The organism is Candidatus Frankia alpina (assembly GCF_902806485.1).
GTDB classification, from domain to species: domain Bacteria; phylum Actinomycetota; class Actinomycetes; order Frankiales; family Frankiaceae; genus Frankia; species Frankia alpina.
Genome location: NZ_CADCWT010000131.1, coordinates 1 through 13,408 on the forward strand (window position 1 = coordinate 1; position 13,408 = coordinate 13,408).

Genomic DNA, 13,408 nt, shown 5'->3' on the forward strand with positions numbered 1-13,408 from the left:
CGTCCATCCCGGCTACGGGTTCCTGTCGGAGAACGCGGCGTTCGCGGCGGCCTGCGCCGAGGCGGGGGTGCCCGTGGTACCGGGCCGCGACGACCCGGCGATGACGGACGCCGACCTGGTCGAAGCCGCCGCGCAGATCGGCTACCCGGTGCTGCTCAAGCCGTCCGCGGGCGGCGGGGGCAAGGGCATGCGGGTCGCCACGGACGCCGCCCGGCTGCAGGCGGAGATCGCCGGCGCCCGCCGCGAGGCCGCCGCGGCGTTCGGCGACGACACCCTGTTCGTCGAACGGTTCGTGGACCGTCCCCGCCACCTCGAGGTGCAGGTCCTCGCCGACGCGCACGGCACGACCGTCCACCTCGGCGAGCGGGAGTGCAGCCTGCAGCGGCGCCATCAGAAGGTCGTCGAGGAGGCACCGTCGGTCCTGCTGTCCTCCGCGATGCGGGACCGGATCGGGGCGGCGGCCGTCGCCACGGCCGCCTCGGTCGGCTACGTCGGGGCGGGCACGGTCGAGTTCCTTGTCGCCGCGGCGAACCCGGAGGAGTTCTTCTTCCTGGAGATGAACACCCGCCTGCAGGTCGAACATCCGGTCACCGAGATGGTGACCGGGATCGACCTCGTCGCCGAACAGCTCCGCCTCGCGGCCGGGGAACCGTTGAGCTACACCCAGGCCGACATCCGGCTGACCGGTCACGCGGTGGAGGCCCGGGTGTACGCGGAGGACGCCGCGCGCGGCTTCCTGCCCACCGGCGGGCGGGTCCTGCGTCTCGAGGAGCCTTCGGGCGCCGGCGTCCGGGTCGACTCGGGGCTGCGGCTCGGCACCACCGTCGGGTCCACCTACGACCCGATGCTCGCCAAGATCATTGCCTACGGGCCGGACCGGGACACCGCGCTGGACCGGCTCGACCGGGCGCTGGCCCGGACCTGCGTGCTCGGCGTGACCACCAACATCGGCTTTCTGCGGGCCCTGCTCGACCATCCGGACACCCGCGCCGGCCGGCTCGACACCGGGCTGATCGAGCGGGACCTCGACGACCTGGTCGCCGCCGCCCCGGGCGCGGCCGACCTGCCGGCCGTGTATGCGCTGGCCCGCCTGCTGGAGCTGACGCCGGACACACCCTTCGTCGACCCCTGGGACGTCCCCAGCGGATGGCGGCCCGGCGAGCACTCGTCGCTGCACTGGACGATCACGGCCGCGGGCCTCGGCGGACCGGTCGAGGTCGGCGTCCGCGGCACCCCCGCGGACGCGCTGGTCGCCGTCGACGGCGGCGAGCCGATCCCGGCCGCGGTCGAGTGGGCTGAGGCGAGCCCGGGAGCCGGCACGACCGCGGGAACCGGGGCGGGTCCGGGCGGGTCGGTGGGCCGACTGTCGGCCGGAAGTGAGCTGGTGGTGACCCTGGCCGGCCGCACCCGCCGGTGGCGGGCCGTCGCCGACGGTGCCACGCTTTGGCTGGGCGCCGACGGCGCCGCGTGGCCCGTGTCCGAACACCGCCGCTTGACGGCGGCCGCCGTCAAGGCCGGCGGTGAGGCCCGCACCCCCATGCCCGGCACCGTCATCGCGGTACATGCCGCCGCCGGCGACGAGGTGGCCGTTGGCGCGCCACTGGTCGTCGTCGAGGCGATGAAGATGGAGCACACCGTCGGGGCTCCGGTTGCCGGCGTGGTCAAGGACGTCCTCGTCGGCATCGGCGAGCAGGTCACCCTCGACGCGGTGCTCGCCGTCGTCGACCCGGCCCCGGCCGAATCCTGAAGGAGTCAGTAATGCCCGACACCCGGTTGAGTGAGGATCAGGAGTCGCTGCGCAAGCTCGTCGAACAGTTCGCCCGCGAGGTCGTGGCGCCGGCGGCGGCGGCGCACGACGAGGCGAAGACCTTCCCCTACGAGGTCGTCGCGCAGATGGCCGAGATGGGGCTGTTCGGCCTGCCGTTCCCGCAGTCCGTCGGCGGGCAGGGCGCGGACTACTTCACCCTGTGCCTGGTGATCGAGGAGCTCGCGCGGGCGGACTCGTCGGTGGCGATCACCCTGGAGGCCGGCGTCGGGCTGGGCGCGATGCCGGTGTACCGGTTCGGTTCGGCGGCGCAGAAGGAGCAGTGGCTGCCACTGCTGACGTCGGGACGGGCCCTGGGCGCGTTCGGGCTCACCGAACCCGGCGCCGGCAGCGACGCGGGCGGCACCCGCACCACCGCCGGCCTCGACGGCGACGAGTGGGTCATCAACGGGTCGAAGGCGTTCATCACCAACTCGGGCACGGACATCACCCGGCTGGTGACGGTGACCGCGGTGACCGGGCAGACCGCCGCCGGCGGCAAGGAGATCTCGGCGATCCTGGTGCCGGTGCCGACCGCGGGCTTCACCGCGCAGCCCGCCTACTCGAAGGTCGGCTGGCACGCCTCCGACACCCACCCGTTGACGTTCGACGACGTGCGGGTGCCGGCGGAGAACCTGCTCGACGAGCGGGGCCGGGGATACGCGAACTTCCTGAGCATCCTCGACGAGGGGGGCATCGCCATCTCGGCACTGTCGGTGGGTCTCGCCCAGGCGTGCGTCGACGAGAGCGTGCGCTACGCCAACGAGCGGGAGGCGTTCGGTGCGCCGATCGGGCGCAACCAGGCCATCGCCTTCAAGATCGCCGAGATGGAGACGCGGACGTACGTCGCGCGGGCCGCCTACTACGACGCCGCGTCCCGGATGCTCGCCGGCCAGCCGTTCAAGAAGCAGGCCGCGATGGCGAAGCTGTTCTCCTCGGAGGCGGCCGTCATCAACGCGCGGGAGGCAACCCAGATCTTCGGCGGGTACGGGTTCATGAACGAGTACCCGGTGGCCCGGCACTGGCGGGACTCCAAGATCCTCGAGATCGGGGAGGGCACCAGCGAGGTGCAGAAGATGCTCATCGCCCGCGACCTCGGCCTGTAGGCCGACGCCGGTGCCGCGGGCCGGACCGGGCGAGAATCCCGCCGGGAAACGCAGTCAGGTTATCGTCAGGTCCGTGCTGCGAGCCTCGCGGCATGACTGCTGTGACTGGCCGGGCGGGACCATGGGGCCGGACGACGTTGAACAAGGTCTCACAGGTCACGATCTTCTTCTGGATCATCAAGGTCCTCTGCACCACCATCGGTGAGACCGCGGCGGACTTTCTCGACTCGAATCTCGGCCTGGGCCTGACCAGCACGACCTACGTGATGGGCGCCCTGCTGGTCGTCGCGCTGTTCTTCCAGTTTCGGCTGGAGCGTTACGTTCCCTGGGTCTACTGGCTCGCGGTCGTCCTGATCAGCGTGGTCGGCACGCTCATCACCGACAACCCGACCGACAACGCCGGCGTGCCGCTGGAAGCCACCACCGCCGTGTTCGCCGTCGCGCTGGCCGCGACGTTCGCGGCGTGGTTCACGGTCGAGCGGACGTTGTCGATCCACACCATCGTCACCACTCGGCGGGAGGGCTTCTACTGGCTGGCGATCCTGTTCACCTTCGCCCTGGGCACGGCCGCGGGTGATCTGGTCGCGGAGAAGCTGAACCTGGGCTACGGGGTCTCCGTGCTCGTGTTCGCCGCGGCCATCGCCGCCGTGGCGGTCGCCCGTTTCGCCCTCGCCGCGAATGCCGTCCTCACCTTCTGGATCGCTTATATCCTGACCCGGCCGCTCGGAGCCTCCGCCGGTGACCTGCTGTCCCAGCCGCGGGACGAGGGCGGACTCGGTCTGGGCACGGTCGGGACCACGGTGATCTTCCTGGTCGCGATCGTCGGGCTCGTCGCCTACCTCACGGTCCGGCACCGGGACGAGATCGCCCCCGATGGCCTCCAGGGGAGGACGACGCAGGCCTGAGGCGCGCGCGGGGGCGGCGGTCGGGTCAGTTCAGCCGGTATCCGATCCCGCGGACGGTGTCGAGCCGGGCGTCGACCGCCGCCATCCGCAGGGCGCGCCGCAGCCTCGTCACATAGGAGTCCAGCGTGTTCTCCCGCACGATCGCGCCGGGCGGCCAGGCCGAACAGACCAGGGTCTCCCGGCGGACGACCTCCCCGCGGCGCACCAGCAGAGTCGCCAGCAGGCGGTACTCGGTCGGGCTCAGGGGAACGGCCGTCCCGCCGCTGCCCAGGCGGAACCGCAGCGGATCCAGGGCGATCGCCTTGCCCCCCGCGTCCGGTCGGCGGCGCCGGACCAGCACGTCCAGCCGGGCGGCGAGCTCGGCGAACGCGAATGGCTTGGTCAGGTAGTCGTCGGCCCCGCGGGCGAAGCAGCGCAGCCGGTCGGGCAGCGCATCCCTCGCCGTCAGCACCAGCACGGGTGCCTCGACGCCGCGGTCGCGCAGGGCGCTGACGACGTCCATCCCGTCCATGTCCGGCAGACCCAGGTCCAGCACGAGGGCGTCGGGCCTGGCCGCGACGGCGGCGACCCGCCCGAGGGCGGAGGCGCCGTCGTGGACCGCCCACACGATCTGGAAGTCCACCGCCTCGAGTCCGCGGACGAGGACGCGCCGCAGCGCCGGATCGTCCTCGATCACCGCTATCGTTCCGGGCACCGCTCCCGCACCTCCCCTCCGACGCGAGTTCGACGGATGGGACCGCATGCAGAACATCACGCCGGGCGTGTGAAGACCGTGTGAGGGGCGCACCGCAGGTTCCAGCCAGCATCGGAATCCGCCTGTTCCGACCTTCAGACCATTCATTCTGGCCCCATCGTGCCAGGCTGGGGTGGTCTGCCTGAGTAGCTCCCTTATCTGCATTCATCGATATCACATCCGATGCCGTGGAAACAGTGCTGGCGGATGGATTCCGCTCGTGGTGGCCTGTTATCTCCTCGGTGAGATAGGTGAAATCGTCGGGGTGCCCGCCCACGGAGCTCGGCCCGCCCGGGTCAGGTCGGGTCTGCGCCGCAGAAGACGGCCCGGGCGGCGGTGATCCGCAGCTCGTCGAGCTCCTGCGCCTGCCTGCGGGCACGCTCGAGCAGCACGTCGAGGCGGTCCTGGTCGAGCCGGTCGTAGCGGTCGGCCACGGCCAGCAGGGTGCGCCAGGCGGCCGACTTGCCCGCCCCCCCGATCCGCAGCGTCTCGAGCTCGATCACGGTGCTCAGCGCGGAGCGGCGCATGATCCGACCGTTGGACTTCAGCCGGCCCGCCGCCTCGGCGGCCCAGCCGGCGGCGATCTTGTACTTCCGCTCGGGGACGCCGAGCGCGCGCATCAGCTCGAGCAGCGCGTCGCGGTCCTCGGCGATCTCCGAGGCCACCCGGGCCAGCGCGGCACCGAAGGGCGTTGCGCGGTGGGCCGTCGCCATGCGGCGGGCGAGCCGCAGCCCGGCGGTGGAGCCGGCCAGGTGGTCGTTGAGGTAGATGCCGAGCGGATCCGGGCCGGTCTGCGCCCCGGCCGGGCGACCGCCGGTGATGGTCTCGGTCCTGGCGTCATTCATGCCGCGCCTCCCTCGCTCGGGCTCACCGCCATGGGGCGGTCCTGCGATAGGTGTCTCCGGTTGGCCCCGGGATAACCGGCGCGGGAGATTCCCGGGGCTGGGTGGTCAGCGCCAGGCGGCGGTGATGGTGGTGGAGGGCACCACGAAGGCGATGTTGCGCATGGTGTAGCGCACGACGTGCTCGGCGTACTCGTACGGGTCGCCCGCGATGCAGTCCGGTGGGACGACGACCTTGTAGCCGAGGTTCATCGCCTCGATCGCGGTGCCGAGGACGGCGATGTTCAACGAGACGCCGGTGACGATCAGGGTGGTGACCTTCGTGTTGCGCAGGTACTGGTCGAGGCCAGTGGCGAAGAAGCCGGTGAGGCCCTGCTCCCGGGGGAACACGACATCCTCCGGGCGCGGCGCGATCTGGGGCATCACCGGGCCCTGCCCGCCGGTGGTACCGACGGGCGAGGACGACCGCAGACTCACGAACGTGTTGTGCGCGAAGCCGAAGCCGTCGGGGCGCCGTTCGTCGGTGCAGTAGTAGATCCGCACGCCCATCTTGCGACCCGCATCGAAAAGCGCGGACAGGTTGTCGAGCAGGCCGGTGCGCCGGGCGGACTCGGCGAGGCCGGGCAATAACGGCCGGTCGCCGAGGAGGTTTTCCTGGCATTCCATGTTCACGATGGCGGTGGTGGCCGGGTCCAGGTGCGGCGTCACGTCGAGAGGCATGGTCGGCACGCTACCCGGCACCGCCCGCCCCGGTCGTGGTTCGTTGCCCGGCGTCGGCGACGAGCCTGCGGGGCGGACGCGCCTGGCTCAGGCCTTGGACTGCGCGTCGGACCGGGCGGGGTTGGCCTGTTGCGCGGCCTTCGGGTCGGTCAGGTGCTGCTTGGCCCGCACGCCCGCCTCGATCCGGCCGCCGAGATCCTTGTCGACGTTGCGCCAGTACTCGAAGGCATGCTCGAGGACCGGCTCGCTGACGCCGTTGAGCAGGTGTCCGACGATGTTGTCGACCAGCCGGGCCCGGCCGGCGTCGTCGAGGACCTCGCGGACCATCGTGCCGGCCTGGCCCCAGTCGTCGTCGTCGGGACGCAGGGTGTAGGCGGTGCGCACCATCTCACCGTCGGCGTGCCAGCGGCCGCCGTCGTCGGTCAGCTCCGGCTGGGCCCGGGGGCCGTCGTAGGAATTAGGCGCATACACCGGATCGCTGACGTTGCGCACCCGCATCGCGCCGTCCTTGGAATAGCTGTGGACGGGGACCTTCGGCGAGTTCACCGGGATCTGCCGGTAGTTCACCCCGAGCCGGGCGCGGTGGGCGTCGGCGTAGCTGAACCCGCGGGCCAGCAGCATCTTGTCGGGGGACAGACCGGTGCCTGCGACGAGGTTGTTCGGCTCGAACGCGGCCTGCTCGATCTCGGTGTGGTAGTCGCTGACGTTGCGGTTGAGGGTGAGGCGGCCGACCTCGTGCAGCGGGTAGTCGCCGTGCGGCCAGACCTTGGTCAGGTCGAACGGGTTGAACCGGTAGGTCTTCGCGTCCTCGAACGGCATGATCTGCATCTTCAGCGTCCAGCTCGGGAACTCCCCGTCCCGGAGGTGCTCATACAGGTCGCGCTGGTGGTAGTCGGTGTCGATCGCCGCCATCTGGTCGGCCTCGTCCTGAGTGAAGAACTCGACGCCCTGGTCGGTCTTGAAGTGGTACTTCACCCAGTACCGCTCGCCGGCCGCGTTGATCCACAGGTAGGTGTGGCTCGAGTAGCCGTTCATGTGCCGCCACGTGCGCGGGATGCCGCGGTCGCCCATCAGCCAGGTGACCTGGTGGGCGGATTCCGGGGACAGCGTCCAGAAATCCCACTGCATGTCGTGGTCGCGCAGGTTGTTGTCGGCGCGTCGCTTCTGCGAGCGGATGAAGTGCTGGAACTTCAACGGGTCCCGGACGAAGAACACCGGCGTGTTGTTGCCGACGATGTCGAGGTTTCCCTCGCTGGTGTAGAACTTCACCGCGAAGCCGCGCGGGTCGCGCCAGGTGTCGGGGGAGCCCCGCTCGCCCGCCACGGTCGAGAACCGGATGAGGACGTCCGTCTCGGAGCCGGGCTGGAACACCGCCGCCCGGGTGAAGGCGCTGACGTCCTGGGTCACTCCGAAGGTGCCGAACGCGCCGCCGCCCTTGGCATGTGGCTGGCGCTCCGGGATGCGCTCCCGGTTGAAGTTCGCCATCTGTTCCAGCAGATAGTGGTCCTGTAGCAGCAGTGGGCCGTCCGGCCCGACGGTCAACGAGTGTTCGTCGCTGGCGACGGGCACTCCGGCGTCGGTCGTCGTCGGACGGGTCTCGTATGCGGTCACAACGTCCTCCTCGCCTTACCGTGCAGGGACACCATCCGATCTGCAGCTACGACATACGCCTCGGCTACCCGACCGTGGGCGCGACAAACCAGAACGACCACGCCGTTTCGATGATCGGCTCGTCGTAGCCGTGCGCGGCGGGCGGCTCAGCCGGCCTGGGCCTCGAGCAGGGCCAGGGTGTCGAGGTCGGCGGTCGCGATGGAGAAGCGTCCGATCATCGTGTGGTTGTCCTGCCTCCAGTGGTCCTTGGTACCCATTCAGGCCTGCAACCCGTACATGGCCCACCGCCGGTACTGCGCCCAGATCGCGTCCGCGGCCGGCACGTCGTGCGCACCCGTGGCCAGCAGCGCCTCCCGGTAGCGGGCCAGCAGCTCGCGTTCGTGGGCGCGGCGCTCCTCCACGGTGAGCGCGCCGACCATGAAGTAGCTGACGTCGCGCCAGGCGTGGCCCTTGCGGACCATCTGCCAGTCCAGCCAGATGCGGTGGCCGTCCGGGCGCAGGTAGGTGTTGCCGAGGTAGGCGTCGCCGTGCACGATCGTGCGCGGCCCGGTCTGCTCGCGGGCGTACTGGTTGAGCAGGTCGTAGGCGCGCAGGAAGCGCTGGGGGTCGGCGACCATCCAGGCCGGCAGCCGGGAGATGTAGACGTCGCGGCTGAGGTTCTCCTCGACCAGCCACCACATGATGCGGGCCTGGTCGCAGTCGCCGCGGGTGTCCATCGAGGTGGGCAGCCAGCTCGCCGCGTCGAGCCGGGGGCTCGCCCAGTAGCTGCCGTGCAGGACCGCCATGTCGTCGAGCGCCCGGCCGACCGCGTCGACCCCGATGTGCTGGAAGCTGCTGCCGAACTCGCCGCCGAGCTCGATGAGGTCCTCGAGGACCGCCAGCCCCTGGCCGCTGCCGTCGGGATCCCAGTCGGCGTAGTAGAACCGCGGCGCCGGGATCCGGCTGCCCTCGACCAGCTCGTGGTAGAAACGCGCCTCCACCTGGCAGATGTCCATGGGGTTCGCGCGGCCGGTGAAGTTCGCCTTGAGGCACAGGTGCGCGGGCAGGCCCGCCCGCCGGCCGACCTCGCTGTAGGTGACGGCGACCCGCCCCTTCGTGGTATGCGTGTTGCGCAGCTCCACGGTCCGCAGGTCGGTCACCTCGATGCCCGGGTAGCGGTTGGCCAGCATCGCACCTAACCAGGGCGCGGTGATCTGCTCCCAGCGCATCGGCATCGGCGCCGGCCGGGAGTACGGGCCGTAGCTGGCCAGCTCCGTGACGTCGGGCTGCCAGGGTCGGGCGGAGGGCAGGCTCGGGCTGTTCGACACGCGGCGACTCCTGTCATTCACACTCGGCTACGGCGCTCGCCTCTTGCAGGCATTGGCGCCGGTGGCAGATTGTGTCAGTCTCGCCCGCGACGTGCCTGTTCACAGGGACCGCTCGGCTCGGCTGGGATCAACCTTATTCTCTGGCACCGGGTGCCACTAGAGTTCTGGGCGTCCGGTCCCGGAGGTCGGGTCGGTGGGCGCTGGCCCGCCCCGGTCGTGGAGGGCTCTGGCTGCATGGACAGAATCGTCATCGTGGGGGCGGGGCTCGCCGGCGGGCGGGCGGCGGTGGAGCTGCGCGCGCAGGGGTTCACCGGGAGCATCGTGCTGCTGGGCGCGGAGGAGTACCCGCCCTACGACCGGCCGCCGTTGTCCAAGGGCGTGCTGCCGGCCGACGAGGTCGTCGTCGACGAGCATCTCGCCTCCTCCTGGAGCGCGGACGGATCCCCGGTGGTGGACGGACCTCCGGTGGTCGGGGACTGCGCGGCGTGGTGGTCGCGGCGTTACGATCGGCGGCTGCGGGTGGAGCACTGGGACTGCGCACAGGGCAGCCCCGCGGTCGCCGCCACCACGCTGCTCGGGGGCGAGGCGGTCTACGACCCGGTGCCCTACTTCTGGCCGGAGCAGTTCGGCCGGATGGTGCAGGTCGTCGGGCTGGCGGGGGCGGGGGACACGCTGGTGTGGCGGGGGATCCCGGCGCCATCGCGGCGCCGGAGGCCAAGCGGGCACCGGGCTGGTCCGTCGGCTGGTTCGCGCCCGACGGCCGCCTGCCCGCGATCGCGACCGTGAACCGCCCGATGGACGCCGTCGCCGCCCGCCGGCTCATCGCCGCCGACGCGGTCGTGGACGCCGAACGGTTCGCCGACCTCGCAATCCCCCTGAAGGATCTCGCCACCACTGCCTGAGCTCGCCACCGCCGTTCGCGGACATCTCCCCACACTCGCGCGCGATTCGTCAGGACTAATGCGCGCTGCTACCTGGTCTTGTCGGGTTCCCGTCCAGTCCGGGTACGGCTAATCGCTGTTTTCCTGCGGGTTCTCGGCTGACCGGTACGGGTGAACGCGGGGCAGGATAGGTGGTGCCCGCAGAGAACCAGCCGGATGACCATCGGACCGGCGGCGGAATCTTTCCCTACTCCTGTGCGTGGGCCATGGCTCTTGTCCTGCTCTACTTCGCTCGTATCGTCGGCAAGATTTTCATCGGCGAGGGTATTCCGAACTGCTGGGATGGCTTTGTTGGCCACTCGGGACGCTCGCTGGATTCGTGGCTGCTTGGCCATGGGCGGTGTCTGTAGCTGGTGCTGCTGCCAGGCTCGGCGGGTTTGGCAGTAGTTTCCAGGTGAGGGGTGCGGCGAGGAGCGCGTCGGCGCTGATGGTGTTGAGTGCGCGGGCGAGGCCGAGGACGGCGACGAGAGCCGGTGCGCCGAGCGCGCCCGCGACTGCTGCCAGGGAGTCCGTCGCGAAGAAGATGGCGCCGACGCGGCCGAGCGTGCCGGCTGTCGCGGCACGCTGGACGTGGGTCTCGACGCAGACCAGCAGGATGCTGCCAGGCAGGCCGACGAGAGTCGCGGCCATCACGGCGGCCGCGAGGTCCGGCGCGTTGAACAGCGCGAAATAGGCGCCGCCGCCGGCCAGGTGGGCCGTCACCAGGATCTGTCGGCTGCTGAACCTGCCGAGAATGCGACCGCTGAGGGCGGAACCCGCGACGAAGCCCACGCCCAGGCCCGAGATCAGGTAGCCGAGGCCGTATCCGGGCGCGTGCAACTGCTCGGTGATGAACGGGACGAGCAGCACGGTCAACGCCGCGTTCGCGGTCAGGAAGACCCCGTTGCCGACCAGGAGTCCTCGCAGGAGCGGGACCCGGGCAACCTGCCGGAGACCAGCGCGCAGGCCGGCCGCCGGGTGACGCTCTGGCGGAGGCGGCTGTCTGGCCCCCGCGGCGTGGTGACCTGCGCGGGCGACAAGGGCAGCCGACGCGAGATAGCTGGCGACATCGGTGAGCACCACGCAGGTGAGGCCCGGGCCTGCCAGGAGCAGTGCGCCGAGTGGCGGCGCGGTAAGGCGCAGCATGCTTGAGGACAACGCGGTGAGCGCGTTCGCGGCGGCGAGGTCGGGCCCGGCACCGATCACCACGGGTGTCAGCGCGCGGGCGGCGGGCCGCAGGACCGTGGTGGCGAGGCTTTTCCCGAACGCGGCCAGATAGAGCAGCTACAGGCGATCAGGATGGTCCACGAGTAGGAGCAGGGCGACAGCCGTGCCGGCCGCGAGATCTGCCAGCCACATCGCGCGCGTCAGCGGCCAGCCGTCGAGGAGTGCGCCCACCCACGGCCCTATCAGCATGGCGGGCAGGGCCTCCAGCGCCAGGGTGAGTCCGGTCGCGGCAGGTGAGCCGGTCAGGTGGAAGACGTAGAAGGGCAGGGCTACGGCCAGCAGCCAGGAGCCGAGCCCGCTGACGGTGCTGGCGGTCAGCAGGAGACGGAAGGCGCTGTTGCGAAGCGCGCTCGTGGCCACGGCTAGCAGAGTATCCCTACAGGATAGTTTGTAACCATCTTGTCTTCACAGGACACTTAAGGGGTTGGGGTGGACAGAGTTCAACTTGGTCAGGCGCTGCGGGCCCGGCGCCGGGAGGCTGGGCGGACGATCGCCTCCGTAGCGGTGGATGCCGGCCTGTCCGTGCCCTACATCGCGAACCTGGAGAACGCTCGCGGCAACCCGACGCTGTCTGCGTTGGAGCAGCTTGCGGCCGCGCTCGGCGCCAGGCTGGAGGTCCTGATGTCCAGCGACGACGAGGACCCGGGCGAGCAGGCGGCATCGGACGCCGTGCGGGCACTTGTGGCGTCGCCGCGCGCGCACTGTGATTGCGCGGTTGTCTGACAGCAGCCGGACTCCGCCAGTACTCGTCACGAGACGTCTGGAGACCGCACTCCTGGCGCTCCAGACTGTGACAGGAAGCGCGCTCACCGAACGCGACGCGGACCGGCTCCTGGACCTGCTCCTACTGTCGAACCCGCCCGGCGCTTCGCCGACTCGGCACTGAACAGCTTCCCGTAGAACCCCCAGGGAGCTGCCGGAAAATAACTTCAGGGTTCGATGTTGCCCTTGTCGATCAGGTTGGTGAGATCCTGCGCGGTCGTTGCGGTGATCGGTGCGGGTGGGATGCGCCGGTCGAGCCCGTCGAGGACGGGGGTCATCTCGTGGATCGCGTCGCTGACGGCTCCGCGGGGTGAGCCCAGCAGCCGGGTGAGCGCCTGGTGCTGGGTGGTCCAGCGGTGGTGGACCACGGTGACCAGCAGCCGGTCGGACAGCGACAGGGGGCCGCGGCGCAGAATGCGGTAGCGGGCGTTTTTGTGGTGCAGGCTGATCGGCGGGTGGTCGAGCAGATAGCGCTCGACCATGGCCAGCAGTGCGGTGAAGGCGGGGCGTTCCATGCCGGTGAGGGTGGGGTGGTGCAGCCAGTCGGGGGCACGGTCGTCCGGCTGGGTGCGGTCGGCGTAACGCGGGACGGCGGCCGGTGCCGGCGGCTGCGGTCGCAGGGTGTAGTTCCATTGTCCGTGCCAGTCGTGGGCGGTCAGCGGCAGAGTGGCCATGACCTCGTCGGGTACGACGATGCCGGTGGGGTAGGCGCCGGGGTCGAGTTCGGCGTGGACGGTCAGTCCGGTGCGGGTGGTGGTCGCTTCGATCGTGTTGACGACGACTTCGTGGCTGGTCAGGGGACGTCCGCGCCAGTTTGTGCTGATCCGGGAGAACAGCCGGTGCTCGATGCTGTTCCATTTCGAGGTTCCCGGGGGGGGCAGACGGTCACCTCCAGACCGGCCGTGTGGGCGAAAGCGGCCAGCTCGGTCTTCCATGCCCGGACCCGGTAGCCGTTCGCCCCACCGGCATCGGCGGTGATCAACAGCCGGTTCGCTGCCGGATAGCGGTGCTGGCCCTCCCCTTCCCACCAGCGGCGCAGGGTTGCCACCGCGAACACGGCGGTGTCCCCGTCGCGGCCCACCGATACCCAGCCGGTGTCGGCGGCCAGGTCGTAGACGCCGTAGGGCACCGCTTTCCGCGCGTTCTTCTCGGGAAAGTCATGAGTTCGTACCGGCACCGGCTGGCCGGTGCGGTGCCATTCCCGGCCGGCGACCGCATAGTCGCCGAGGACTTCCTTCTTCTTGGTGTCCACGCTGACCACCGGCTGCCCAGCCGCGGTGAACTCGCGCACCCGGTCGTTGATATAGCGGAACTGGCTGTCCCGGTCGGGATGGCGGCTGCCCTCGGTCGTACGGGACGTGCCCTGCAGGGAGAAACCTTCCTGCTTGAGCAGCCGGGCCACGGTGTCCGGTCCGCCCCAGGGCCCCGGGAAGATCGTTCTAGGTTGCGATCTGCTACGCGGAGTATTGGC

The 13,408-nt window shown here is 70.6% G+C and carries 13 protein-coding genes and 1 pseudogene; 6 read left to right on the forward strand and 8 right to left on the reverse strand.

The features are described 5' to 3' along the window. From G6R25_RS14635 to G6R25_RS14645, 3 genes are all read left to right on the forward strand, one after another. Positions 1 to 1,747 (forward strand): acetyl/propionyl/methylcrotonyl-CoA carboxylase subunit alpha (locus G6R25_RS14635; protein ID WP_163553405.1); only part of this gene is annotated, 1,747 nt, incomplete at its 5' end. An 11-nt stretch (positions 1,748 to 1,758) separates the two neighbouring features. Next, a complete protein-coding gene (locus G6R25_RS14640) occupies positions 1,759 to 2,910 on the forward strand; it encodes an acyl-CoA dehydrogenase family protein (protein WP_163553406.1) in 1,152 nt (383 codons plus the stop codon). A 137-nt stretch (positions 2,911 to 3,047) separates the two neighbouring features. Further along, positions 3,048 to 3,815 carry a COG4705 family protein gene (locus tag G6R25_RS14645; RefSeq protein WP_235948491.1) on the forward strand — a complete coding sequence of 256 codons (768 nt, stop codon included), beginning with the start codon at positions 3,048 to 3,050 and terminating at the stop codon, positions 3,813 to 3,815. A gap of 25 nt (positions 3,816 to 3,840) precedes the next feature. Here the strand turns inward: G6R25_RS14645 and G6R25_RS14650 are convergent, their stop codons facing one another. The 5 genes from G6R25_RS14650 to G6R25_RS14670 form a co-directional block, all read right to left on the reverse strand. Beyond that, on the reverse strand, positions 3,841 to 4,509 hold the full coding sequence (locus G6R25_RS14650; RefSeq protein WP_136448653.1) for a response regulator transcription factor: 669 nt from the start codon (positions 4,507 to 4,509) through the stop codon (positions 3,841 to 3,843). A 335-nt stretch (positions 4,510 to 4,844) separates the two neighbouring features. Then, positions 4,845 to 5,393, reverse strand: coding sequence for a hypothetical protein (locus G6R25_RS14655; protein WP_163553408.1), 549 nt, complete (start codon positions 5,391 to 5,393; stop codon positions 4,845 to 4,847). 105 nt (positions 5,394 to 5,498) lie between these two features. Next, entirely contained in the window at positions 5,499 to 6,110 is a 612-nt protein-coding gene (locus G6R25_RS14660) for a cysteine hydrolase family protein (protein ID WP_163553409.1), read from the reverse strand. Between the two features lie 87 nt (positions 6,111 to 6,197). Beyond that, positions 6,198 to 7,721, reverse strand: a complete 1,524-nt coding sequence (locus tag G6R25_RS14665) for a catalase (protein WP_163553410.1) — start codon at positions 7,719 to 7,721, stop codon at positions 6,198 to 6,200. Between the two features lie 257 nt (positions 7,722 to 7,978). Then, positions 7,979 to 9,028: a phosphotransferase family protein gene (locus tag G6R25_RS14670; RefSeq protein WP_235948493.1), complete on the reverse strand. Its 1,050-nt coding sequence runs from the start codon at positions 9,026 to 9,028 to the stop codon at positions 7,979 to 7,981. Between the two features lie 234 nt (positions 9,029 to 9,262). On the opposite strand from G6R25_RS14670, the gene G6R25_RS29310 reads away from it, so the two are divergent. Both G6R25_RS29310 and G6R25_RS29315 read left to right on the forward strand, forming a co-directional pair. Continuing rightward, positions 9,263 to 9,814 (forward strand): FAD-dependent oxidoreductase, encoded by a 552-nt coding sequence (locus G6R25_RS29310; RefSeq protein WP_272871455.1) that lies wholly within the window; start codon positions 9,263 to 9,265, stop codon positions 9,812 to 9,814. Beyond that, on the forward strand, positions 9,706 to 9,930 hold the full coding sequence (locus G6R25_RS29315) for an oxidoreductase C-terminal domain-containing protein (protein WP_272871456.1): 225 nt from the start codon (positions 9,706 to 9,708) through the stop codon (positions 9,928 to 9,930). The genes G6R25_RS29310 and G6R25_RS29315 overlap by 109 nt, the downstream gene beginning before the upstream one ends. Before the next feature lie 291 nt (positions 9,931 to 10,221). Here G6R25_RS29315 and G6R25_RS14680 read toward each other — a convergent pair whose 3' ends face one another. After that, the gene (locus G6R25_RS14680; protein WP_163553413.1) at positions 10,222 to 11,232 is read right to left on the reverse strand and encodes an MFS transporter; all 1,011 of its coding nucleotides are present in this window, start codon (positions 11,230 to 11,232) and stop codon (positions 10,222 to 10,224) included. Continuing rightward, positions 11,233 to 11,535, reverse strand: coding sequence for an MFS transporter (locus G6R25_RS29700; protein WP_163553411.1), 303 nt, complete (start codon positions 11,533 to 11,535; stop codon positions 11,233 to 11,235). Between the two features lie 69 nt (positions 11,536 to 11,604). Here G6R25_RS29700 and G6R25_RS14690 point away from each other — a divergent pair, with 69 nt between their 5' ends. Next, positions 11,605 to 11,898, forward strand: a complete 294-nt coding sequence (locus G6R25_RS14690; protein ID WP_163553412.1) for a helix-turn-helix domain-containing protein — start codon at positions 11,605 to 11,607, stop codon at positions 11,896 to 11,898. A 206-nt stretch (positions 11,899 to 12,104) separates the two neighbouring features. On the opposite strand, the pseudogene G6R25_RS14695 reads toward G6R25_RS14690, so the two are convergent. Then, positions 12,105 to 13,408, reverse strand: a pseudogene (locus tag G6R25_RS14695) (ISAzo13 family transposase); the annotation flags it as partial.

Bases quoted from the DNA above. Each gene is read 5' to 3' on its own strand.
- G6R25_RS14640 (WP_163553406.1), top strand. From the start codon at position 1,759: ATGCCCGACACCCGGTTGAGTGAGGATCAGGAGTCGCTGCGCAAGCTC.
- G6R25_RS14655 (WP_163553408.1), bottom strand. From the start codon at position 5,393: ATGAATGACGCCAGGACCGAGACCATCACCGGCGGTCGCCCGGCCGGG.
- G6R25_RS14660 (WP_163553409.1), bottom strand. From the start codon at position 6,110: ATGCCTCTCGACGTGACGCCGCACCTGGACCCGGCCACCACCGCCATC.
- G6R25_RS29310 (WP_272871455.1), top strand. From the start codon at position 9,263: ATGGACAGAATCGTCATCGTGGGGGCGGGGCTCGCCGGCGGGCGGGCG.